The 23635-nt window shown below is 63.1% G+C and carries 22 protein-coding genes; 9 read left to right on the forward strand and 13 right to left on the reverse strand.

Annotated features, from left to right (window positions below):
- Positions 1-132: 132 nt before the first annotated feature.
- Positions 133-711 carry a nitroreductase family protein gene (locus tag YP76_RS09565; protein ID WP_046763667.1) on the forward strand — a complete coding sequence of 193 codons (579 nt, stop codon included), beginning with the start codon at positions 133-135 and terminating at the stop codon, positions 709-711.
- 72 nt (positions 712-783) lie between these two features.
- Positions 784-1128 (forward strand): GntR family transcriptional regulator, encoded by a 345-nt coding sequence (locus YP76_RS09570; RefSeq protein WP_046763388.1) that lies wholly within the window; start codon positions 784-786, stop codon positions 1126-1128.
- A gap of 54 nt (positions 1129-1182) precedes the next feature.
- Here YP76_RS09570 and prsR read toward each other — a convergent pair whose 3' ends face one another.
- The 7 genes from prsR to YP76_RS09605 all read right to left on the reverse strand — a co-directional run bounded on the left by prsR (position 1183) and on the right by YP76_RS09605 (position 8355).
- A complete protein-coding gene (prsR, locus tag YP76_RS09575) occupies positions 1183-2547 on the reverse strand; it encodes a PEP-CTERM-box response regulator transcription factor (protein ID WP_046763389.1) in 1365 nt (454 codons plus the stop codon).
- Positions 2547-4619: an XrtA/PEP-CTERM system histidine kinase PrsK gene (gene prsK, locus YP76_RS09580; protein WP_046763390.1), complete on the reverse strand. Its 2073-nt coding sequence runs from the start codon at positions 4617-4619 to the stop codon at positions 2547-2549. The genes prsR and prsK overlap by 1 nt, the downstream gene beginning before the upstream one ends.
- Before the next feature lie 12 nt (positions 4620-4631).
- Complete coding sequence (locus YP76_RS09585) at positions 4632-6020, reverse strand: TIGR03013 family XrtA/PEP-CTERM system glycosyltransferase (protein ID WP_046763391.1); 1389 nt, start codon at positions 6018-6020, stop codon at positions 4632-4634.
- Between the two features lie 228 nt (positions 6021-6248).
- Positions 6249-6521: a hypothetical protein gene (locus tag YP76_RS09590; protein WP_046763392.1), complete on the reverse strand. Its 273-nt coding sequence runs from the start codon at positions 6519-6521 to the stop codon at positions 6249-6251.
- A gap of 52 nt (positions 6522-6573) precedes the next feature.
- Entirely contained in the window at positions 6574-7221 is a 648-nt protein-coding gene (locus YP76_RS09595) for a sigma-70 family RNA polymerase sigma factor (RefSeq protein WP_046763393.1), read from the reverse strand.
- A gap of 117 nt (positions 7222-7338) precedes the next feature.
- Complete coding sequence (locus YP76_RS29060) at positions 7339-7473, reverse strand: hypothetical protein (RefSeq protein ID WP_046763394.1); 135 nt, start codon at positions 7471-7473, stop codon at positions 7339-7341.
- An 87-nt stretch (positions 7474-7560) separates the two neighbouring features.
- Positions 7561-8355 (reverse strand): response regulator, encoded by a 795-nt coding sequence (locus YP76_RS09605; RefSeq protein ID WP_046763395.1) that lies wholly within the window; start codon positions 8353-8355, stop codon positions 7561-7563.
- A gap of 81 nt (positions 8356-8436) precedes the next feature.
- Here YP76_RS09605 and YP76_RS27720 point away from each other — a divergent pair, with 81 nt between their 5' ends.
- The 3 genes from YP76_RS27720 to YP76_RS09615 all read left to right on the forward strand — a co-directional run bounded on the left by YP76_RS27720 (position 8437) and on the right by YP76_RS09615 (position 10711).
- Positions 8437-8673, forward strand: a complete 237-nt coding sequence (locus YP76_RS27720) for a hypothetical protein (RefSeq protein WP_157035730.1) — start codon at positions 8437-8439, stop codon at positions 8671-8673.
- A 36-nt stretch (positions 8674-8709) separates the two neighbouring features.
- Complete coding sequence (locus YP76_RS09610) at positions 8710-8964, forward strand: NepR family anti-sigma factor (RefSeq protein WP_046763396.1); 255 nt, start codon at positions 8710-8712, stop codon at positions 8962-8964.
- A 238-nt stretch (positions 8965-9202) separates the two neighbouring features.
- Positions 9203-10711 carry a sensor histidine kinase gene (locus YP76_RS09615; protein WP_046763668.1) on the forward strand — a complete coding sequence of 503 codons (1509 nt, stop codon included), beginning with the start codon at positions 9203-9205 and terminating at the stop codon, positions 10709-10711.
- Positions 10712-10740: 29 nt separating this feature from the next.
- Here YP76_RS09615 and tgt read toward each other — a convergent pair whose 3' ends face one another.
- Both tgt and YP76_RS09625 read right to left on the reverse strand, forming a co-directional pair.
- Complete coding sequence (tgt, locus tag YP76_RS09620; RefSeq protein ID WP_046763397.1) at positions 10741-11871, reverse strand: tRNA guanosine(34) transglycosylase Tgt; 1131 nt, start codon at positions 11869-11871, stop codon at positions 10741-10743.
- A gap of 56 nt (positions 11872-11927) precedes the next feature.
- Positions 11928-12107 carry a hypothetical protein gene (locus YP76_RS09625; protein WP_046763398.1) on the reverse strand — a complete coding sequence of 60 codons (180 nt, stop codon included), beginning with the start codon at positions 12105-12107 and terminating at the stop codon, positions 11928-11930.
- Between the two features lie 275 nt (positions 12108-12382).
- Here YP76_RS09625 and YP76_RS09630 point away from each other — a divergent pair, with 275 nt between their 5' ends.
- Complete coding sequence (locus tag YP76_RS09630) at positions 12383-13303, forward strand: crotonase/enoyl-CoA hydratase family protein (protein WP_408640433.1); 921 nt, start codon at positions 12383-12385, stop codon at positions 13301-13303.
- Positions 13304-13305: 2 nt separating this feature from the next.
- On the opposite strand, the gene YP76_RS09635 is transcribed toward YP76_RS09630, so the two are convergent.
- Complete coding sequence (locus tag YP76_RS09635) at positions 13306-15288, reverse strand: putative bifunctional diguanylate cyclase/phosphodiesterase (RefSeq protein WP_046763669.1); 1983 nt, start codon at positions 15286-15288, stop codon at positions 13306-13308.
- A gap of 169 nt (positions 15289-15457) precedes the next feature.
- On the opposite strand from YP76_RS09635, the gene YP76_RS09640 reads away from it, so the two are divergent.
- The gene (locus YP76_RS09640) at positions 15458-16138 is read left to right on the forward strand and encodes a GNAT family N-acetyltransferase (protein WP_046763400.1); all 681 of its coding nucleotides are present in this window, start codon (positions 15458-15460) and stop codon (positions 16136-16138) included.
- Between the two features lie 17 nt (positions 16139-16155).
- On the opposite strand, the gene YP76_RS09645 is transcribed toward YP76_RS09640, so the two are convergent.
- From YP76_RS09645 to groES, 3 genes are all read right to left on the reverse strand, one after another.
- Positions 16156-16767 (reverse strand): hypothetical protein, encoded by a 612-nt coding sequence (locus tag YP76_RS09645; protein ID WP_046763401.1) that lies wholly within the window; start codon positions 16765-16767, stop codon positions 16156-16158.
- 290 nt (positions 16768-17057) lie between these two features.
- Positions 17058-18704 carry a chaperonin GroEL gene (groL, locus tag YP76_RS09650; RefSeq protein ID WP_046763402.1) on the reverse strand — a complete coding sequence of 549 codons (1647 nt, stop codon included), beginning with the start codon at positions 18702-18704 and terminating at the stop codon, positions 17058-17060.
- A gap of 102 nt (positions 18705-18806) precedes the next feature.
- A complete protein-coding gene (groES, locus tag YP76_RS09655) occupies positions 18807-19094 on the reverse strand; it encodes a co-chaperone GroES (RefSeq protein WP_025549259.1) in 288 nt (95 codons plus the stop codon).
- A 475-nt stretch (positions 19095-19569) separates the two neighbouring features.
- Between groES and YP76_RS09660 the strand changes: the two genes are divergently transcribed.
- Together YP76_RS09660 and yghU are read left to right on the forward strand one after the other, a co-directional pair.
- Complete coding sequence (locus YP76_RS09660; protein ID WP_046763403.1) at positions 19570-22575, forward strand: TonB-dependent receptor plug domain-containing protein; 3006 nt, start codon at positions 19570-19572, stop codon at positions 22573-22575.
- A gap of 165 nt (positions 22576-22740) precedes the next feature.
- Positions 22741-23613 (forward strand): glutathione-dependent disulfide-bond oxidoreductase, encoded by an 873-nt coding sequence (gene yghU, locus YP76_RS09665; protein ID WP_046763404.1) that lies wholly within the window; start codon positions 22741-22743, stop codon positions 23611-23613.
- The last annotated feature ends 22 nt before the right edge of the window (positions 23614-23635 follow it).

The following is a 23635-nucleotide window of genomic DNA, read 5'->3' on the forward strand; positions in this document are numbered from 1 at the left end:
CCCTTTTATTCGATTTGATCGTCGGGCCGCGAAGCTGCCCGCTATGCCCACAGCCTAGAGCGGAAATTATTCATCTGTCAAAGAAGGGCCGCGCACTTGCGTCCGGTCCCGCGGCAAGCCATCTGGTCCGCCATGTTCAACGATCTCCGTTCCCCACTCTCGCTCCTCCAGACCCGCCGTTCCGGCAAGCCCCGCGACCTGGTAGCACCCGGCCCCGATGCGGGCCAGCTGCGCGCGATATTGGATGTCGCGCTGCGCACCCCCGATCATGGCAAGCTGGCGCCGTGGCGCTTCGTCATCGTCCCGTCGGAGCGGCGCGACGCGCTCGCCGATCTGCTGGAAAGCGCCTATCGCACCGAAAAGCCTGACGCTGGACGGTTGGAGATCGAAGCGATGCGCCAGTTCGCGCATCAGGCCCCCGCCTTGATCGTCGCCCTTTCCGCGCCGGTCGCGGGCAGCAAGATTCCGGTCTGGGAACAGGAACTGTCCGCCGGCGCGGCGATCATGAACCTGCTGCACGCTACCCATGCGCTGGGCTTTGCGGGCGGATGGCTGACCGGCTGGCCCGCCTATAATGAAGATGTCCGCGCCGCCTTCGCGCGGGGGGATGAACGGATCGCCGGCTTCGTTTTCATCGGCACGCCGGGCAAAGCGCAAGAAGAACGGCCACGGCCAGAATATGATAATGTAGTTTCCATCTGGGACAGATAGTTACGCGGTTAGCGTCCCGTTGAGAAACTCCCAGCCTTGACCCGAATGGCTGTATTATGTCACTGAAGCACTATGGCCGACGACTCCAAGCCCGTCTATCTCCGCCTGCGTGAGATCATCGCCGCCTCCATCTTGGACGGGGCGTTTCGCGATGGCGACATGCTCCCCTCGGTCCGCGCACTGGCCGCGCAGCAGGGGGCCAATCCGCTGACGGTGGCCAAGGCCTATCAATGTTTCCAGGATGACGAACTGGTGGTGGTGAAGCGCGGTGTCGGCATGTTCGTCGCGGATGGCGCCACGAGGCGGCTGCGTGAGATGGAGCGGGCCAAATTCCTGGACACGGTGTGGCCGCCAGTAGCCGAACAGATCAGGCGGCTGGGGATCGATGTCGCCGATCTGGACATGCAACGGGCCTGATATTCCGGAGCATGAGCGGATCGGGCCGGAAGAGGATATGTCGGATGGCCGCCCTCAATTCTGCATCTGATACTGTTTGAGCAGATCGTAGAGCGTCGGGCGACTGATCCCGAGAATCTTGGCAGCGCCGGAAATATTGCCGTCGGTCCGCGCAATGGCCCGGCGGATGGCGCGGCGGTCAGCCATTTCCCGGGCGGCCTTGAGGTTCACCATATCCCCACCCTCGGTGCGATCGCCGTCCAGATCCAGGTCGGCGGCGGTCACATGCTTGCCGTCGGCCATGATGACGGCGCGCTTCATGCGGTTTTCCAGTTCGCGCACATTGCCCGGCCAGCCCCAGCTGTCGAGCGCGGCCAGCGCATCGGGCGCCAGGCCCTTGACCTGCGGGTTCATGTCCTTGGCGAAGCGATGGAGGAAATGCCGCGCCAGCAGCGCCGGGTCGCCGGGCCGGTCCTTGAGCGCGGGAATGCGCACGACGATCTCGGCCAGACGGTAATAGAGATCCTCGCGGAAAGTCCCAGCCGCGATCATGTCTTCCAGATTCTGGTGCGTGGCGCAGACGATCCGGGTGTCGACCTGGATCGGCTGGCGCCCGCCGATCCGCTCGATGACGCGTTCCTGAAGGAAGCGGAGCAGTTTCACCTGCAAGGCCAGCGGAATGTCACCTACTTCATCGAGGAACAATGTGCCGCCCTGCGCCAGCTCGATCTTGCCGGGCGTGGTCTTGATCGCCCCGGTGAAGGCCCCCTTCTCATGCCCGAACAGTTCGGCTTCCAGCAGCGTTTCGGGTATCGCCGCGCAGTTGATCGCGACGAAGGCCCCCTCACGCCGCGGGCTGGCATCATGCAGGCCCTGCGCCAGCAATTCCTTGCCCGTGCCGCTCGCGCCCAGCAACAGCACGGAAACGTCCGCACCCGCCACGCGCTCTATCGTGCGGGCGACCTTCATCATCTCCGGCGCGGCAGTGATCAGCCGCCCCAGCACCCGCCCGCTCTCCGGCGCGGTTTCAGCCAGCCGCGCATTTTCCTTCTCCAACGCATGGACATGGAAGGCGCGGCGGACGATCAGCCCCAGTTCGTCGATGTCGACCGGCTTCTGGTAGAAATCATAGGCGCCGCCGGAAATGGCATGGAGCGCGCTTTCCCGCGCGCCATGGCCGGAAGCAACGATGACCTTCGTGTCGGGCTTGATCCGCAATATCTCGGCCAGCGTGGCGAAACCCTCGCTGGTGCCGTCGGGATCGGGCGGTAGGCCGAGGTCCAGCGTCACCACGTCGGGCGCCTGCTCGCGCAGCATCTCGATCGCCTCCTCGCGGTCGCCCGCGATGAAGAGCTGATATTCCTCATAGGCCCAGCGCAATTGCCGCTGGAGGCCCGGATCGTCCTCGACGATCAGCAATTTCGGTCGCGTGTCGCTCATCAGGCGGCCTTCCCCCTGTCAATGTCCGTCCGCGCCAATGGCAGGCGCAACGTGAACCGGCTCCCCATGCCGGGCCTGCTTTCCACATCGATCCGGCCGCCCATGGCCTGGGCCAGCGCGCGCGCCTCGAACGCGCCGATGCCGAAGCCCCCCGCCTTGCTGGACGAGAAGGGCTTGAACAGATCGCGGCGGATGAATTCGGCGGTCATGCCCCGGCCCTGATCGATCACGGCGATCAACGCGTCCTCGCCGTCCGTCGAGAGCCGCAATTCCACAGGACTGCCGGATGCGCTGGCATCGATGGCGTTCTGGAGCAGGTGTATCAATATCTGTTCCACCCGCGCCGGATCGGCCAGGGCCAAGGGCGCTTCCCCCGTGACACTGATCGGATGCTGACGCGATCGGGTACGCGCGACCTGCCGCGTCACCTCGTCCAGCGCCATGGGACGCGGTTCTTCCACCCTGCCCTTGTTATGCTGCGACAGGCGGGCAAGCATATCGTTCATCTTGCCCACGGATTCCTGGAGCGTCAGCACCATGTCGGCGCGGAAATCGGGATTGTCGGCATGACGCTCCGCATTCCGGGCAAGCAGGGAAAGCTGGCTCACCAGATTCTTGACGTCGTGGATGATGAAGGCGAAGCGGCGGTTGAACTCCTCGAACCGCTGGGCATCGTCCAGCGCCTGCTGGCCCTGCGCCTCGCTCAGATAGCTGGCGGCCTGCCGTCCGGCGGCGCGCAGCATGTCGAAATCCTCCCAGTCCAGCCGCCGGTCGATCGGCGGCCGGGCCAGCAGGATCGCCCCGATCAGCCGGTTGAAATGGATCAGCGGCACCAGCGCCCAGGCACGACGCTCCTCGCTCATCCAGCCCGGCGCAACGACCTCTCCCGCGCCGCTCGGCGGGCGGTCGACATCGATGATCCAGCCGCTCTGCTCGATCAGCAGCGCGAGCGGCGCGGGGACCACGGCGCCATCGGGCAGTTCGCCGGTCCAGTTCCACTGCGTTTCGAAAGCCAGCGCGCCATCCTCGGCCCGCAGCATCAGGATGGCGGCCGGGGAATCGGTAATGTCGGCCACCGCCTTCGCCACTCGCTCACCGAGCGGCATGGCATTGTCTCCGGGGCGCCCTATGGTGTCGCCGAAACGCATCCATTCGGTGCGATAATCGTAGCGATGCTGGAAGAAATGCTTGGCCACCTGCACTTTCCAGAAGGCGCGCAGGCGGCGGGAGGGCAACAGCACCAGCGCGCTGACCGCCATGAAGAAGACACAGCCGATCTCGACCAGCCGGGCGTAGGGACCAGCAACCAGTTCCAGCAACACCGCCGCCGCCACCAGCACCACGCCGTAAAGCGCCACCGCCGCCAGCGAGAGCGATTTCAGGGCCAGCGTGCGCGACAATTGCAACCGCCCCGCCATGTCGTTGCGGAGACCCGCGCCGATGACCGGGGCGAGCAAGGCCATCATCGGTCCGCGCAGGGCGTAAAGTTCATTCGCGCGGTGCATCGCGAAGGTGGCGATGGCATAGAGGTTGAGGTCATAGGTCCACATCGCCGCCAGCGCGCCCAGCAGCAGCGCGACCCGCCCTCGATCCTGCGCGGGCCAGCTGATGTAAAGATGATGGACCAGCATCAGGCCACCGATCGCGGTCATCATGTGCAGCACCAGCGAGACATGGATGAGAGCGCGGTGCAGATCGCTCGCCGTCGGCAGTTGCCGCCAGATGATGTCGGTGAAGGTCTGGAGCAGGAGCAGGCCCGCCACCGCGGCATAGACCGAACCGATCGCCACCAGCGATCCCGCTCGTCCCGCCGTCCCCTGCCGCAGCATGACGAACAGCAGCAGCAGCCAGGCAGCGTTGCGGATATTCTCGCCGATGCCGGTCAGCGGCTTGTCCACCCCGCCGAACGACACATAGAGCGACCAGCAGGATGTGAGCAGCAGCGCGGCGGCCAGCAGGCGCTGTTCCGGCGCCTCGTCGCGGCGGCGCAGGATGAAGATGCCGAGCGCCGCGAACAGCACCGCCGCCAGCGCGTGCCCCCAGTCCCCGATAAATTGCAGCAACGTGCCCATCGCCCGCCTCCCTCAGCGCGCGCCTTCGGGCCAGAGGATGACCCGCAGCGTCTGGATGAGGATCAGGAGATCCAGGAAGGGCGTGTAATTCTTGGCATAATAGAGGTCATATTCCAGCTTGTGCCGGGCATCCTCGATCGAAGCGCCATAGGGATAGTTGATCTGTGCCCAGCCGGTGATGCCGGGCTTCACCATATGGCGCTCGGCATAATAGCGCAGATGCTGTTCCAGATCCTCGACGAACTGGCGGCGTTCGGGACGCGGGCCGACGAAGCTCATCTCTCCTTTCAGCACCGTCCAGGTCTGGGGCAATTCGTCGATGCGCAGCTTGCGCAGCCAATAGCCCAGACGCGTGATGCGCGGATCGTCCTTCTCCGCCCAGACCGCCTGGCCGGACAGTTCCGCATCCTGCCGCATGGTGCGCAACTTCACGATCCAGAATTCCTCGCCGAACAGGCCGACGCGCTGCTGGCGGTAGAAAGCCGGGCCCTTGCTGGTGAGTTTCACCAGAAGCGCCGCGAGCAGGATGACCGGGCCGGTCAACAACAGCAGGATCGAACTGGCGACGATGTCGAACAATCGCTTGGCAATGCTGGAGAGGCGCCGGCCGGCGGAAAAACCGTCGGAAAAGATCAGCCAGCTCGGGTTCACGCTGTCCAGGTCGACGCGCCCCGTCTCCCGCTCCAGGAAGGTGGAGATTTCGTTCACATGGACGCCGGTGGTCTTGATCCGCAGCAGGTCGGACAGCGGCAGGGCGTTGCGGCGTTCCTCCAGTGCCAGCACGACCTCGCTTGCGCCCAGACGCACGACGAAATCGGCCAGATTGTAGATGGCGTTGCGGTTGATCGCTTCGGGGATCACCTGCGCGCCGTCGTTCATGGCGATATAGCCGACGACGAGGAAGCCCGAACCCTTGCGTTCCTCGATCTCCCGGATGCGATGGGCGCGGTTGCCCGCGCCCAGCACGACGAGCCTGCGCTTGAAGGCCTCACCGCCCAGCATCGACCCCAGCAAGAGGCGGATCGTCAGCAACAGGCCGATCGCCAGGCCCATGGCATAGAGCGAGTTGGACCGCCAGAGCGTGATGTCCGGCAGAACGAAATGCATGACCGACAGGAACAGCACGCCCAGCGAAATCGCCACCAACAGGCGCGCGAGGGCATAGCGAATCGATTGCAGGGCCTCCGTACCGTAGACGCCGACGGCGATCATGGCCGTCTGGATAGACACGGCGAAGCTGGCCAACGGCCCGATGCGGGTCATGACGGGATCGACATCCATGCCGATCTGGTGCGCGCGCAAGATCCAGCCGCCCTCCGCCGCGCCGATCAGCAGCATGCAATCCAGCAGGCCGAGCAACAGCACCGCATGCGGCACATAATGTTTGAACAATCTTATCATTCGTCGCGCGTTCCCGCTGCGCCCCGCGGGCGGACAGATGGCCGGATCGCCTTACAGTGATTGTAAGAAAATCCGACATGCCGTCACATTGCACGACAATCGCAAAGAATTTCTGAACGAGACACGCTGGAAGTGAGCCGACGGATCGGGCATGAAAATGCCGCGCTTCAGGCGCCGGGCCGGGCCGCCTTCCCCCGCAGACGCGCAATGCGCCCCGGTCGTTCAGCCTCACTCGTGGTTCTGGAGCCTGTCGGCAGCATTTTTCGCCGCATTTCCGACCACGCGGGCCGCACTGTCAGGCGCATCGGCGGCGTCGATCAAGGCATCGGCCCCACGATCATGATTGCCCTTGGTGGCGTAAAAGAAACCAACCGCCAGGATCAATGCCAATGCCACCAGAATGAAGATGACCAAGCTGCCGCGCGACCGGCCCGTCGGCCGGGTCGATTCATTCAAATTGTCGAAGGGCGTGGAGGACTCGTTTCTCCGATCCTCGGCCATTCTCCTTCTCCCGTCGTAGCGACCAACATGGAAGGCGAAACCTTAACATAGATTATTCCCGATCAGGGTCAGTATCTTCCTTCGCTTCGCGGCCGCGGCTCAGCCGGTCGACATCATCCATGATCTCGTCCAGCACCGCGACGTCGCTGCTATCCTGGCTTCGACGCGATGGCAGTTCGCCATTTTCCAGAATCTGCTCCAGCGCCGCCCGGCCACGCGCCACGCGGCTCTTGATCGTGCCCACCGCCACGCCGCAGATTTCGGCCGCTTCCTCATAGGCGAAACCGCCCGCACCGACCAGGATCAGCGCCTCGCGCTGCGGCTGGGGCAATTGCAGCAGGGCGCGCTGCATGTCGGACAGTTCGACATGCTTGTCTTGCCCGGCCGGTGCTGCCAGCAGGCGGTCCGCAGCCAGATCGTCCCAATCCCCCCGGAACCGCGAACGGCGCATCTGCGAGAGATAATGGTTGCGCAGGATGATGAAGGTCCAGGCCCGCATGTTGGTGCCCGCCTGAAAACGGGACCGGGCCGCCCATGCCTTCAACAGCGTTTCCTGCACCAGGTCATCGGCCACATCGCGATTGCCCGACAGCGATCGGCCAAAGGCACGCAGATGCGGAATGACGGCCGCCAGTTCATGCTTGAAATCAGTATCCGACAGGGCCTCGCGCTCGCCATCCGGACCTGCGCTATCGGTCATGGACACAACCCCCTCATTGGCTGTCGCCCTCGCTGCATGAACCGAAGTCGTCAAAGCCATATCCGCGTCCGCATCCTAACCTTACTCTGCCCGGGGGCCAAATTACCGAGGCGCTCTCTAATAGCCCCACACTATCACGATCATCACGATAATGGCGAGTGTGAGGGAAATACCCAACACATAACGCACGACATGCGGCGTGGAACCCGCCCGGGCTTTTTCGGTGGCGATATGCTGCTCCTGCTCGACCATGAGCTTCTCCCGATCGTTACGCATCAATAACGCGGGCCCCGGGTCGGGGTTCCGTTTTCGCCCCAATTTTCCAGGATAATCAGCCGCTCAGACTGGCGCGGTCGCTTCGTCGAAGAACAACGCCTGGGAAATGGCGGCTTTCACGGTGGAACGCTGGAACGGCTTGGTGATGAGGAATGTGGGTTCCGGCCGTTCGCCGGTCAGCAGGCGTTCCGGGAAGGCGGTGATGAAAATCACCGGCACGGAAAATTCCGCCAATATGTCCTTCACCGCATCGATGCCGCTGGAATCGTCGGCCAGTTGGATATCGGCGAGCACCAGGCCGGGTCGCTCCGCCATCGCTTCGCGTACCGCATCCTCGCGCGTGACGGCGATCGCGGTGACTTCATGGCCCAGGTCGCGGACGATCGTCTCTATATCCATGGCGATGATCGGCTCATCTTCGATGATCAGCACCTTGGCGCGGGTCTGCGCCTCGATCTCGCTCAACGCTTCCTTCACAAGTTCCTCGACATCGTCGCTGTCGAGACCGATCAGATAGCCGACATCGTCGACCGTGAAGCCCTCCAGCGCCGTCAGCAGCAGCGCCTGGCGGGGCAAGGGCGTCAGCCGGGCGAGTCGTGCCTGGGCAATCGCCTCCTGACCGTCGGCACCCGAAAGCAGCGGTCCGTCTTCCAGATGGGAGGATGACCAGATGGCATGAAAAGTCTTGTAGAGGCCCAGGCGGGGATCGACCGTGCTGGGAAATTCGTCCGGCGCCGCGACGATCGCTTCCAGCGTCGCGCGGACATAGGCATCACCATGCGCCTGACTGCCTGTCAGCGCACGGGCATAACGACGCAGAAAAGGAAGATGGGGGTGAAGTTGCTGACCAAGCGACATCTGTAAAAATTCTCCCAGCCCGTTGGGCGCCGTTGTTCCAACACATTCTGTTTCGAAACATTCGCCGACGAAGGAAAATGGATGGACGATGCCGATGTGGCAAGCCCCCTTTTCCCCCTGTTGAAATCAGGCGTGCATCCCGGCCATGGCCCCAACCATGACGCGATCGCGCCGTCCGATTTCCCTTGCCGAATGGCCGGCAGGGCAAAAAATGCTTCGGACAAGGGAACCATCAAGCACAGAATTTGTTTCACTGGCGTTCGGTTTTTTCGAATTTCTTTGGAATTTTCTGTTTTCATACCCCCGACGCTGAATTGACGTCATGGGGGAAAGCCGCAAGAAGAGCAGGCGGGCATGGTGATATTGGCTGCAGAGGGGCGTGTTTTGGTTGCTTCAACGACGGAACGGGATGTGACGGGAGGGGACAAGAAAGATGTCAGCGCCAACACTCCGGGTTCTGGCGTGAAGAGCAGCGCGGCCCGCAAGAAGCGGGTATCGGGGGCCAAGAATGACGGCCAGGTTGGCAATGCGCTGCGTTCCGTCTATCAACGCACAGTCGAGGAAGATATTCCTGCCGAAATGCTGGACCTCCTCAGCAAACTGGACTGACCTCCTTCTATCATCGGCCCGTTGAAAAAGGCGAAAGGCGCTATGGCGCGGATTGCGATGTGCAGCGTCGATTTCCCTTGCCAGCGGCCCCGCGCGATCCCAAAACCGGCCCTGCCCATTCAGCACCAGGTCCATGCTCGCTAGCCTTGAGCCGCCAGCGGCGCAGGACGGCCCGACCGCGGCCGCACCCTCCTTCCTGCACAGATTGAACGCGGTGCCGCAGTCCACCGGCGTCAAGATGTTCCTGATCCTGACGTTGGCACTGTTGCCCCTGGGGCTGATCGCGCTGGTCGCATCGCTTCAGGCAATCCGCACGACCGATCTGGAAAAGGAAGCGCTGCTGCGGGTCGCGGTCACCCAAAGCGCGCGGAAATTGTCCGCCGATCTCACATCGGACCGCACTGCGCTGATGCTGACGGCCAACAGTTTCGCGGTCTCCGGGCCTGATCGCGCGATGTGTGCGCGTCTCTCGATCTTCCTGGCTTCACATGATCGCGGGGGCGGACGCTATTATATCTACGACCGAGGCGGGCGGCGCCTGTGCGGATCGCCGCAGCCCGAGCCGGACGGGCTGGCGCCGGAGCGCCGCTTTTCCGTCCGGGCGATGCACTTGCTGCCGCGCAGCCAGTTTCTCGTCAATCCGGTGCAGAGCCGCGACGGTACCGTCGTTGCGCTCGCTTATTATCCGCGCGCCTATCTGGAGGCGATCACCAGCCCTGCGGGCGCCCTGCCCAACCGCCAGATCAGCCTGCGTCAGGGCCGGGACAGCCTGGTCATCACCCAGCCGTCCAGCCTGCCTCAAAGCCGCAGCACCACCCTTTCCGCCCGGCTCGATCCGTCCGACATGATCCTGACCATGACGATGCGCGACCCGCCGGTGACGCTGGTGCGGATGCTCTCGCTATTCCTGCCGCTCGTCATGTGGTTCGCGGCGGCGGCGATCGGCTGGTTCGTCGTCAACCGGCTGCTCATCCGGCCACTGGTGCTGCTGCGCCGGTCGGTGGCCACCTACCACCCCGGCGAAGTCCTGGAACCGATGCGCCGCATCCGAACCCCGGCGCAGGAAATCGTCGCTTTGGGCGACACCTTCCGCGAGATCAGCGAGGATGTCGCCACGCACGAAGCAGAGATGGCCGAAAGCCTGGAAACCCAGCGCAAACTCACGCGGGAAGTCCATCACCGGGTCAAGAACAACCTCCAGATCATCGCCAGCCTCATCAACCTGCACGCGCGGTCGGCCCATGATGCCGAAGCGGTCGAGGCCTATGCGACGATCCAGCGGCGGGTCGACGCGCTTTCCGTCGTCCATCGCAACCATTATGCGGAACTGGAGGAGCATCGCGGCGTGGGCGTGCGTTCACTGATCAGCGAACTGTCCGCCAGCCTGCGCGCCACCGCGCCAGCCGAAGCGCGCCGCTTCGGCATTCAGATCGACAGCGACAATCTGCATATCAGTCAGGATGTGGCGGTGCCGGTCGCCTTCCTGCTGACGGAACTGGTGGAACTGGCCATGCTATCCAATCCGCGCGCGACGATGCACATCTCCGTGCAGTTGGAGGACGATCGTGAGGATCGAGCCGTTCTGCGCATCGCCTCCCCCGCCCTGCGCGCATCGCAGGAGATGAGCGAGCGGCTCGAGGACCGCTATGGCCGGGTGCTGACCGGGCTTTCCCGGCAACTGCGCGCGCCGCTGGAGCATGATTCGGAGGCCGGGGATTATGCCATCGCCATCACGGTGCTTCCCTGATTTTCCGGCCTGTTTTCTCCGGCTGAGCGTCAGGCGCGCTGATAATCCCGCCTGAAATCGGCGGCGAAGCCGGCAAACCGGCCTTCTGCAATGCTGTCGCGGATTGCCTGCATCAACGCCTGGTAGAAATGGATATTATGCTGGGTCATCAGCATCGCGCCCAGCATCTCTCCCGCCTTGACCAGATGGTGCAGATAGGCGCGGCTCCAGGTCGCGCAGACCGGGCAGCCGCAGCGCGGATCGAGCGGCCCCATATCTTCGGCGAAGCGCGCATTGCGGATGTTGAGCGGCCCCGCCCAGGTAAAGGCCTGTCCATTGCGTCCACTACGCGTGGGCAGCACGCAGTCGAACATGTCGATCCCGCGTTCGACCGCGCCGACGATATCGTCCGGCTTGCCCACGCCCATCAGGTAGCGCGGTTTGTCCACCGGCAACATGCCGGGTGCAAAGTCGAGCGTGGCGAACATCGCCTCCTGCCCCTCGCCCACGGCAAGACCACCGACGGCATAGCCATCAAAGCCGATATCGATCAGCTTTTCCGCCGAAATCCGCCGCAGTCCTTCGTCAAGCGATCCCTGCTGGATGCCGAACAGGGCGGCGCGCTCCGCATGCTCCCCGCCCGCGTCAAAGCCTTCGCGTGAACGCCTGGCCCAGCGCATGGAGCGCTCCATCGACTTCGCCGCTTCGTCATGGGTGCAGCCATTTTTGGTGCACTCGTCGAAGGCCATGACGATATCGCTGTCCAGCAAACGCTGGATTTCCATCGAACGCTCCGGCGTCAGCATATGCTTCGACCCGTCGATATGACTGGAGAAGGCGACCCCCTCCTCGCTCATCCTCGTGAGCGCGCTGAGGCTCATCACCTGATAACCGCCGCTGTCGGTCAGGATCGGCCGGTCCCAGCCCATGAAGCCGTGCAGGCCGCCCAGCCGCGCCATGCGCTCGGCGCCGGGACGCAGCATCAGATGATAGGTATTGCCCAGGATGATGTCCGCCCCGGTCGCGCGCACCTCGGCAGGGCGCATCGCCTTGACGGTGGCGGCGGTGCCGACCGGCATGAAGGCGGGCGTTCGGATGTCGCCCCGGCGCATCCGGATCGTGCCGGCGCGGGCCTTGCCATCGGTGGCGGCTATGGAAAAGGAAAAGCGGGAATTTGTCACAGCGCGCGCTGTAGGAGCGAACGGCGCCTCAGACAAGGCCGCCCGCGCGCACCGCCTCAACCGTCCTTGCGCAACCCGTCAAATGCGACGATCGCATCGATATCGAACCCCTCTACCCGGCGGTAATTGCCGATGAAGCAAAGGCAATCGGCCGACAGGCTCAGCCGCCAGGACTCACCCTGCATATCGTGCAGCAGCAGGGTCACAACCTGCATGTCGTTTCGGGGCGTTTTCATGCCCCATTTCCTAATTAATAAAGGTTAACAAAGGCCTGTCGCTGATCCTCGCCCGATTTCTTAACGCCGAAATGTTGCATTAATACAACGTTAACCATGGCATATAGGGTTTTTCAGAGGCTTATGGGCAACAGTGCGTAATAAAAATGGTTTATGCCCGCCAACACCCTATGGGATGGTTGCGCAGAGGATGTAAGATTGTCCACCTCAATCCCAAGAAAAGGTTGGGGGCGCAGATGATTGATTCCGGACGATTTAATTCGAGGCACGAGCCTATGGACGATCTGTCCTCGACACCTCTGTCGGCGGGCGAGCATGAAGCGCTCGTTACCGCTACGGAAAGCTTCACTTCCGCGCCCCATACCGGCCAGTCGACGATGTTCGATCTGGGCCAGATCGATGTGAGTTGGAATGCGGACGAGCAATCGCTGTGGGCGTTCATGACTCCCGCGAATCGTCCCAACTTCAGCATGCAGATGCTGCGCGACGTTCGGACCTGGTATTCGGAAACCAAAAGGCTGTTCGAGGCCGAATTGCTGCCCGTCAAATATATGATCGCCGGATCGCGCTTTCCGGGCGTCTTCAATCTTGGCGGCGATTTGGAGCTGTTCGCGGCCTGCATCGAACAGCGCGATCTGCCCAGCCTGGTCAAATATGGTCATGCCTGCATCGACGTCGTGCATCGGACGTGGCGCAACGGCGACCTGCCGGTCGTGTCCGTCGCGCTGGCGCAGGGCGACGCATTGGGTGGCGGCTTCGAAGCCCTGCTCTGCTTCGACGTCGTGATCGCGGAACGCAGCGCGCGTTTCGGGTTGCCGGAAATGCTGTTCGGCTTGTTTCCCGGCATGGGCGCCTATTCGATCCTGGCGCGCAAGCTGGGCCGGCTGATGGCCGAGCGCATGATTCTTTCCGGTAAGGTCTATACCGCCGAAGCGATGTACGACATGGGCATCGTCCATATGTTGGTGGAGGATGGCGAAGGCGAGCAGGCGGTACATGATTATATCGCCGCGAACCGGGCCCATCATGCCGGCCATGTCGGCGTGTTCGAGGCCGGACGGCGGGTCGATCCGCTCGATTATGCGGAACTCAAGGACATTGTTGAAAACTGGGCCGAATGCGCCCTCCAGATCGATCTCAAGGATCTGCGGATGATGCGGCGCCTCGCTTCCGCGCAGACCCGGCTGACCAAATAGGATCAGGCTCGCCGGCGACCTTCCAGCGTCGGGACTTCATTGACCGTCGTGCCCCGCATCCGTTGCAGCAGCTGATCGGCGGGTATCGGCTTGCACAGGACGAAACCCTGGACATTGGTGAAGCCCGTTTCGCGGGCATAGCGTAGCTGTTCTTCGGTCTCGATCCCCTCCGCCACGGTTTCGACGTCCAGTTGCCGGGCCAGATAGGCCACCGACTGGGCGATGGCCCGGTCGCGGGAATTTTCGCCGACGCCGCGCATGAAGCTCTGGTCGACCTTGATCGTGTCGAAGATATTGTGTCGCAGATAGCCCAGCGACGAATAGCCCGTGCCGAAATCGTCCAGTGCCAGCCGCAGGCCGGTCCTGCGCAATTCGTTGAGGATCATGTGGGTCCGACCGTCATCCTCCAGGAAGATCGATTCCGTCACCTCCAGTTCCAGGCGGCGCGGCTTCAACCCGGATTGCAGGAGCGCGGCCATGACGCCGCGCGGTAGATTGTCGCCCCGGATCAGAGCGGGCGAGATGTTGACGGCCACGCGGATATGTTCGTCCCAGGTCATGGCGTCGCGGCAGGCCTGTTCCAGCGCCCATAGCGTCATCGGCTCGATCAGCGAGCAGCTTTCCGCGATCGGGATGAATTCGGCCGGCGAAATCCGGCCGAGCACCGGATGTTCCCAGCGCATCAGGGCTTCGCAAATGGCGATGCGATCCGTGGCGGCATCGAATATCGGCTGGTAATGCAGCATCAGCTCGCCATTGGCGATGGCGGTGCGCAGGCCCATTTCCAGTTCGTAGGTGCGGTTCTGCCGTTCCTTCATCTTCCAGTTGAAATGGGCATGGCGATTGCGCCCTTCATGCTTGGCGCGATACAGCGCCATGTCGGCATGTTGCAGCAATTCGTCGCTGTCGCGGCCATCCTCCGGCGCGATGGAGATGCCCATCGATGCCGTGATGTTCAGATGGTAATTTTCGACTTCGAAGTCGGACACGAATTCGGCCAGCAGGTCGGACGCTATCTCCTCCGCCATTGCACGATCCGCGCCCGGGCAGATGAGGATGAATTCGTCACCGCCGAAACGCGCGACATGGCCGCGCCGGTTCAACGCATGCGAAAGCCGCTCGGCCACCAGGCGGAGCAGCTGGTCGCCGATGATATGACCCAGCGAATCGTTGACTTCCTTGAAGCGGTCCAGGTCCATCCACATGACCGCCATCAAATCGTCTTCGGATTGCCGGGAATCGAACCAGTCGCGCAGCCGCATGTGCATCGCCATGCGGTTTTCCACGCCGGTCAGGCTGTCGAACCGCGCCAGCCGTTCGAATTTCACCGCCAGTTGCGATTTTTCATATTTGCCCTGAAAGGCGTCGAGAACGATATGATGGGTGGTGCGGGTGATGTCCGCCATGGCGAAGATCATGAGGAAGCACATGATCCCGAGGGTCGTATAGGGCAGCCCGCCGACCAGCAGCAGCCCGAAGGAGGTCGGCAACATCGAGAAGCAGGTCTGGCCCACGGCAACATGGATTCGCCCCGCATTACGGCCCGAAATACCGCCGGCATAAGCGGCAACGATGCCCACGCTCAAAACATGCAGGGTCAACATGTTGGTCAGCGTCAGGGTGACGAAGGCCAGGACCCCCAGCAGCGCCGCATAGCCCCAGGCGCCCAGTTCATAGGCGAAACCCCAGATCGGCTTGGCCGGCCGATCCTGGTGCGCCAGTTCGCGGTGGAAATAGAGCGAAGCGATCGAACGGCTGATCCCGACCATGCAGATCAGGACTGAAACCACTGTGATTTGAGCCAGTTGGGCCTTATAGGCGACGACCAGACTGGCGCCGCCGCCGGCCAGCGCGCCGCTCATCAGCGATGCCGGGGACGCATAGAGGGCTTTGACAAGATTCGCCTGCACTTCAGCGCTGTGCTGAGTGTCTTGCGCAAAGCGCGCTCGCATGGCGGCGATCAGGTTTCGAACAAGGCGTGACACGTCATCAGCACCATTGGCGAAACATGATTTCCATTTGGTAAATTCGCGCTTCGCAAAGCGCTCCATAATGACGCATCTGTTACGAATTTGGTCAAATTGTCCGCCTCTCTTCGCCATGACGGACAGGAAATCTTGCTTTCCCGGCCCAACGGCGGAAAATGCGGTCGTCATGACGCTTCATCCGCTCCATCGCCCGGTCTGGAACGCCCTCAACAGCGGCTGGTCAACGCTGGCCCAGGGGGATGCGCGCGCCCTGCGGACCGATCCGCGCTACGCCCCCTTCGCAGCGGCTGCCGATGACAGGGCCGAGGCGCAGACAGCGCTCGCCGCATTAATAGCGGGGAATGACGAAGCCTGGATCGTCGAGCCGGACCCGATCGTTGCGCCGCCCGGCACGCGGATTGTACGCGAAGCCATGCTGGTGCAGATGGTGGCGGAAGGGATGGTGGGACGCACGCCTACCATCGATAGCGTGTTGCTGGGAGAGGAGGATGCGGCCGAGATGCGCGACCTGGCGCTGATGACCAAACCCGGGCCGTTCCTGCCCCTCACCCATCGGCTGGGCCGTTTCATCGGGATCAGGGAGCAGGGCAAGCTGGTCGCCATGGCGGGAGAGCGGATGCGCATCCCCGGCTTTGCCGAAATCAGCGGCGTGTGCACCCATCCGGAACATCGTGGACGGGGCTATGCCAAGGGTCTGATGCAATTGGTCGGCCGCGCCATGCTGGAGCGGGGTGAGACGCCCTTCCTCCACGCCTATGCCGCGCATGAAGCGACGGTGGCGCTGTACCGCACGCTGGGCTTCGAGGTGCGAGCGCAGATGCACATGATGGTGATCGCGGCCCGATAGGCGGCTTCAGCCTGGCCTCATTGCGTCAGGGCCTCATTGGGATCGACGGAGCGGATCGGGCTGGCCGGGCTTTGCGCCGGCGGCGCGGCTTCGGGCATGATCGCAGGCGTCGTCGTGGGGATATGAACCTCCTGATCGACATAGACGTCGAAAACCGTTCCGGCGGGCAACTTCACATCCTTGCCCCGCACCAATATGGCAAGCGGCAGAAAGACGATCCCCGCCCCCACCGATCCCAATGTGCCTGATTTGCCCTTGGCATTGCGCTGGCCGCGCACGGGAATGTCGAGCTGCCCGACCTTCAGCCGGTCGACCCGGATGTCGAGCTTGCCGGAACGGCCGAGCAGGCCGTTATCCCTCGCTCGCGTGACTTCCCCCACCGCAGATGTTCCGGCGGGAAGGACGACGACCCCGCCGATCGTCACCGGCTTGGCTACCGCCAGTTCCACCTCATCCCCGGTCCGGGCCGATTTGGAGGAGATGTCCTCGCGCGTCTGGAGCGGGATCGCCATGCCCTCGGGAAGGATGGCATATTGGGCGAATGCGGGAAATGCACTGCCCAGGGAAAGCGCCATGGCGATCAGGGCCAATCGCCGTGCCCGGTATTTCGGCAATGCAATGCGAGTCATAGGGACATCCTTTCCGCCAGCGGCCGAAGCGGAGCCATGCTCGCAATCTACGCTTCGCGGGGGGGAGCGTCAACGAATGGGGCGATCGAAACCGGATCACGAACTGGATGGGACAGGGCCGACAAAAAGCGCCATGTCCTGCGCTTTGCCGATTGCGGTCAAGGATTCCACGGGCCTGTTCCGCTTAGCCCAGCCGCGGCGCTGTAGGACAGGGAAATCGAGGGCGCGAAAAAGGCCGGCGGATCGCTCCACCGGCCTTCTCGGTTCGCTTGCAGGCGAAGGAGGTGGACTTAGAAGTCCATGCCGCCCATGCCGCCCATGCCGCCGCCGGGCATGCCCATCGGCGCCTTGTCGTCGGCGGGCAGTTCGGCGATGGTGGCTTCGGTGGTGATCAGCAGGCCGGCGACCGAAGCCGCGTCCTGCAGAGCAGCGCGCACGACCTTGGTCGGGTCGATCACGCCGGCCGAAACCAGGTTCTCATAGGTGTCGGTCGCGGCGTTGAAGCCCTTGGTCTCGTCATTTTCGCGCAGCAGGTTGCCGGCGACGACGGCGCCGTCGACGCCCGCATTCTGGGCGATCTGGCGCAGCGGCGCTTCGATGGCCTTGCGGATGATGTCGATGCCGCGGGTCTGGTCGTCGTTCGCGCCCTTCAGGCCATCCAGAGCCTTGGTCGCGTACAGCAGGGCCGTGCCGCCACCGGGGACGATGCCTTCTTCAACGGCTGCGCGGGTTGCGTGCAGCGCGTCGTCGACGCGGTCCTTGCGCTCCTTGACTTCGACTTCGGTCGCACCGCCGACCTTGATGACGGCCACGCCGCCAGCCAGCTTCGCCAGACGCTCCTGGAGCTTTTCGCGGTCATAGTCGGACGTGGTGGTCTCGATCTGAGCGCGGATCTGCTCGGTGCGGCCCTTGATCGCTTCGCCATCACCGGCGCCATCGACGATGGTGGTGTTGTCCTTGTCGATGGTGACGCGCTTGGCGGTGCCGAGCATGCCGAGCGTGACGTTCTCAAGCTTGATGCCGAGGTCTTCGGAGATCACTTCGCCCTTGGTCAGGACGGCGATGTCTTCCAGCATGGCCTTGCGGCGGTCACCGAAGCCCGGAGCCTTGACCGCAGCGACCTTCAGGCCACCGCGCAGCTTGTTGACGACCAGGGTCGCCAGCGCTTCGCCTTCAATGTCTTCCGCGATGATGAGCAGCGGACGGCCCGACTGAACCACGGCTTCGAGGATCGGCAGGATCGACTGCAGGTTCGAGAGCTTCTTCTCGTGGATCAGGATGTACGGATCAGCCAGCTCGACAGCCATCTTTTCCGGGTTGGTGATGAAGTAGGGCGACAGGTAGCCGCGGTCGAACTGCATGCCTTCCACGACGTCCAGTTCGAAGTCGAGACCCTTGGCCTCTTCCACGGTGATGACGCCTTCCTTGCCGACCTTCTCCATCGCTTCCGCGATCTTCTGGCCGACTTCCACGTCACCATTGGCGGAGATGATGCCGACCTGGGCGACTTCCTGCGAACCGGCGACGGGCTTGGAACGAGCCTTGACGTCTTCGACGACCTTGGCGACGGCGAGATCGATGCCGCGCTTCAGGTCCATCGGGTTCATGCCGGCGGCGACCGACTTCATGCCTTCGCGCACGATCGCCTGGGCCAGGACAGTGGCGGTGGTGGTGCCGTCACCGGCGATGTCGTTGGTCTTCGAAGCGACTTCGCGGACCATCTGCGCGCCCATATTCTCGAACTTGTCCTTCAGTTCGATTTCCTTGGCGACGCTGACGCCGTCCTTGGTGATGCGGGGGGCGCCGAAGCTCTTGTCGATGACGACGTTGCGGCCCTTGGGGCCCAGGGTCACCTTGACCGCGTCGGCCAGGATGTCGACGCCGCGCAGGATGCGCTCACGAGCGTCACGCGAAAACTTTACGTCCTTCGCTGCCATGATCTTCTACCTCTCTTTGAGAATTGCAAATCTTGCGAAGTTCACACCGTTGCTGGTGTCGGAAAATCGCGGAAAACAGGAATGACCTTCGGGTTCGCCGCTTTACGCGACGACGCCCAGAATGTCCGATTCCTTCATGATCAGCAGGTCTTCACCGTCGACCTTGACCTCGGTGCCCGACCACTTGCCGAACAGGATGCGGTCGCCGGCCTTGACGTCCAGCGGGGTGACCTTGCCGTCTTCCGACTTGGAGCCGGTGCCAACAGCGACGATCTCGCCTTCCTGCGGCTTTTCCTTGGCGGTGTCGGGGATGATGATGCCGCCGGCAGTCTTCTCTTCCGCTTCCACGCGGCGGACGAGAACGCGGTCATGCAACGGACGAAATGCCATGTTGTGTGCCTTTCCCTCTTTACGACGTTTGAATGGGATAAGGTGGAACCGCCATGGACGACGACTCCGGATCCTTCTCCCTATGAACCCGTGCCTGTTAGCACTCCTTATCAGGGAGTGCCAGCGCCGTTTCATATGGATCGGCCGGACCGAGGGTCAAGGGGACCATGGAATTTTTATGCCGAAATTTTCCCCAGCCCGGTCTGGCCCCCGGTCGCGATCTCGTCAGATCAAGAGTTGGAGACGGCGCCCTTGGCCCGGAACCGTCCCGCCAAACGCCGGAAACTGTTGCAGATATACTTCAACGTGCGGAAAATGCGACAAGCGGCTCAAAGCAGACGGAGAATATTGCTTTACGGACATAAAACAGAAAGGCACCCTCCGCCCCAGCCATAGTCCATATGGCCTATCGCAGGGGTCGCGCGATGACCGACACGAAGACCGGCACGCGCGCAACAGGGGAACATACAAGTCTATGAAGAAGAGATTCGCCGGGCTGCGCCACGGGGCCGCCATGTCTGCCTTCGCCATTGCCGCTACCGGGATAGCGCCCGCTTTGGCCCAGTCGTCACCACAGACCGCGACCGCACCCGACGAGGGCGCAACCATCGTCGTCACAGGGTCGCTGCTGAGCCGTGCGAATGCGGAAACGCCGTCACCCGTCAGCGTGATCACCTCCGAAACGCTTACGCGCGCGGGCGTCACCAACATGGCCGACGCGATCCGTCAGGCGTCGGCCGATGGCGCGGGCTCGATCGGCATCGGCTTCACCAGCGGCTTTTCGGCCGGCGGCTCCGCCGTTTCGCTGCGCAATCTGGGCGTCTCCTCGACGCTCGTGCTGGTCGACGGCCTGCGGTCCGCGAACTTCCCGCTCAGCGACGACGGCCACAATAGCTATGTCGATCTCGCCAGCATCCCGCAGGTCAATGTCGAGCGGGTCGAAGTGCTGAAGGACGGAGCATCGTCGACCTACGGCGCCGACGCGATCGGCGGCGTGGTGAACATCATCACCCGCAAGCAGTTCACGGGACTTGAAGGCGGCGCCGAGTCCGGCATCTCGCAAGAGGGCGACGGCCAGAAATACCGCCTGCGCCTGCTGGCCGGCTATGGCGACTATGACAGCCAGGGCTGGAACGTCTATATCGGCGGCGAATATGAGAAGGGCGGCAAGGTCACGGCCAATTCGCGCGGCTTCCCGTTCAACACGCTGGACCTGCGCGCCATAGGGGGTGTCGACAACAACCGCGCCGACGACACGCTGGGCACCGCGACAACCAATGCGGTCGTCACGCGCGTGACCCAGACCGACCTCAACAATCCGCTGGCGGGCAGTGTGGCGAACGCCACGACGCCAGCGCTCTTCACCTCGCTGACACCGCTCGGGAACTGCCCATTCGGCACATATTCCGAAAATACGGGGACGCGCGTCGGCACGGCCTGCGCGCATGACCTGACCCGCGAATATATCCAGATCCTGCCCAAGCAGGAACGCTATGCCGGCGTTGCCCGCTTCAGCTTCCGGCTGAGCGACGATATCGAGGGCTATGTCGCGGGCAGCTATTCGCACAACAAGGTCGACATCACCTTGATTCCCCGTGCCATCCGGCAGAATCAGGCATTCGGCGGCTCGCCGTCGACCTCGACGCAGAATCCCGGCATCGTGCTGCCCGTGTGGATCTGCCCGTCGGGCGTCAACTGCGCCGATCCGGCAACGCCCGGTCGCACGCTGAACCCGAACAACCCCTATGCAGCCGCCTTCGCCAACAACCCCGCAGCCGGCGCGGCGCGCATCTATTATCTGTTCGGCGACGTGAAGGCGGGTTCGGTCCGCACTAACGAACTGTATCGCATCACCAGCGGCCTCAACGGCACATTCGGCGACAGCTGGAAGTGGAATCTGGAGGCGGGCTATTCGCGCGACGACCTGAAGCTGATCCAGCAGGGCTGGGCCAATGTTGCGGGCCTCACACAGGCGATCAACACCGGATCGTACAACTTCGTCAATCCGAGCCTGAATTCGCAGGCCGTCCGCGATTCCGTGCTGCCGCCGATCACCTCGCTCTCGAACTCGAGCGAATTCACGGTCGATGCCTCGCTCAGCCGCAAGCTGTTCACCCTGCCGGGCGGCGACCTCCAGATCGCCGTGGGCGGTCAGTATCGCAAGGAGAAGCTGACCAACCGGAGCGCCAACCCGAACCTCGACGTGCCGGGCCTTTCGACGGCGCAGGCCTATGGCAACCGTGACGTCTGGGCCGGCTATTTCGAAATCGACGCCCCGATCCTGGATTCGCTCGAAGTCAACGCGTCGGGCCGTTACGATCACTATTCGGAAGGCTTCAGCCACTTCTCGCCCAAGTTCGGCGCGAAGTTCACCCCGATCAAGCAGATCTCGTTCCGTGGCACCTATTCGAAAGGCTTCCGCGCCCCGACCTTTGCCGAGATCGATCCGCGCAGCTCCTACTCGGGCTTCGTCGGTTTCAACCCGAGCACTTCGCCCGACGCCGTCGCGTTCCGCCAGGCCCATGCTGCCAACGCCGCGTACATCGCCAATTACTCGCTTGGCCGAGGCTATGTCGGCAATCCCGACATCAAGCCGGAGAAGTCGCGCAGCTTTACGCTGGGCGTGGTCTTCGAGCCGACCCGGAACATCAGCTTCACCGCCGACTATTTCAACGTCAAGAAGACGGATCTGATCGTGACGGGGCCGCTTACGGGCAATGCAATCAGAGCCTACTACTCGGTCGCGGGCCAGACCTTCGCCTCGGCGGATGCGGCCTCGGCCGCCGGGTGCGCCGCGGTGGCGGCGGTCGCCGCCGGTTATTCGTGCAACGTCATCGACGGCGCCGATCCGTTCGCGCTCAACGCGCTGCCGCGTCTGCTGGTGGTCAATGCGCCTTATGTGAATGCGAACTTCGATGTCACGACGGGCTTGCAGTTCGGGGCCAATGCCCAGTTCGATATCAGCGACAACGTGCAGTTCCAGAGCCGTCTGGACCTGCAGGCCACGCTGAAGTTCAATCGCCACCTAGACGACGGTAAGGTGCAGCGCTTCGTCGGCACGGTCGGCCCGGCGGATCTCTCGTCAGGCGGCGGCACGCCGAAGTGGCGCGGCAACTGGCAGAACACGCTGACCGTCGGCAAGGTCTCGCTGACCGCGACGACCTATTATGTGGGCAGCATGAAGGGCGTTGCGACGGACCAGGGCAATCTGGACACCTCGTGCGCGGCGACGATCTACAAGGATGGCTCTGGCGGCAACTCGTTCTGCAAGATCAAGACCTTCGTCTATGCCGATCTGAACGCGACGGTGGAGGTGAACGAGAATTTCAGCTTCTTCGGCTTCATCGGCAACTTCACCAATGCCGGGGCACCGCTCTATGCGAACACGCTCTATACGTCGCAGCCCAACTATCTGGCCTCCTGGCACTTGCCGGGCCTGATCGGCCGGACGTACCGCGTCGGGGCGAACTTCAAGTTCTGATCCTCGACCAGGGGAAAGGAAGGAAAAAGGGCGGCCTCCCTTGGGCCGCCCTTTTTTTTGATCGGGCGGGTTTGTGCCGGGCGGACGCAATCCCTACCTAGCGCTGGCCGATGGGCGCCCCCGCCACCCGTCGCCTCGTTCGCAGCCTATCAAGGGATCGCCCGAATGACTGATAACAACAGCTATACCCCGCCCCGCGTCTGGACCTGGGACAAGGAAAATGGCGGTGCGTTCGCCAATATCAACCGGCCTATCGCCGGTCCCACCCATGACAAGGACCTGCCGGTCGGCAAGCACCCCCTGCAACTCTATTCGCTCGCCACCCCCAATGGGCAGAAGGTGACGATCCTGCTGGAGGAGTTGCTGGCGGCGGGGAAGGACGCGGAATATGATGCCTGGCTGATCCGCATCGGCGATGGCGACCAGTTCGGCAGCGGCTTCGTTTCCGTCAATCCCAACAGCAAGATTCCCGCGCTGATGGACCATGGCGTCTCGCCGCCGCGCCGGGTGTTCGAATCCGGTTCCATCCTGGTTTATCTGGCCGAGAAATTCGGCGCCTTCCTGCCGACCGACGCGGCCAAGCGGACGGAAACGCTCAACTGGCTGTTCTGGCAAATGGGTTCGGCGCCGCTGCTGGGTGGCGGCTTCGGTCATTTCTTCGCCTATGCGCCGGAGAAGTGGGAATATCCGATCAACCGCTATGCCATGGAGGTGAAGCGGCAGCTCGACGTGCTGGACCGGCAACTGGCCGAGCACGAATATATCGCGGGCGACGAATATACGATCGCGGACATGGCGATCTGGCCCTGGTATGGCGGCGTGGCGTTGGGTCGCGCCTATGACGCCGCGGAATTCCTCGATGCCCGGAGCTACAGGAATGTGGTGCGCTGGGCCGAGCAGATCGATGCGCGCCCGGCGGTGAAGCGCGGGCGGATGGTCAACAAGGCCAACGGGCCGCTGGAAGAGCAGCTGCACGAGCGCCATGACGCCAGCGATTTCGAAACGCAGACCCAGGACAAGCTGGAAGGGACGGCCTAAAAGCCCTGGTCGGCGGGGTGCC

This window comes from Sphingobium chungbukense (assembly GCF_001005725.1).
In the GTDB taxonomy this organism is placed as follows: domain Bacteria; phylum Pseudomonadota; class Alphaproteobacteria; order Sphingomonadales; family Sphingomonadaceae; genus Sphingobium; species Sphingobium chungbukense.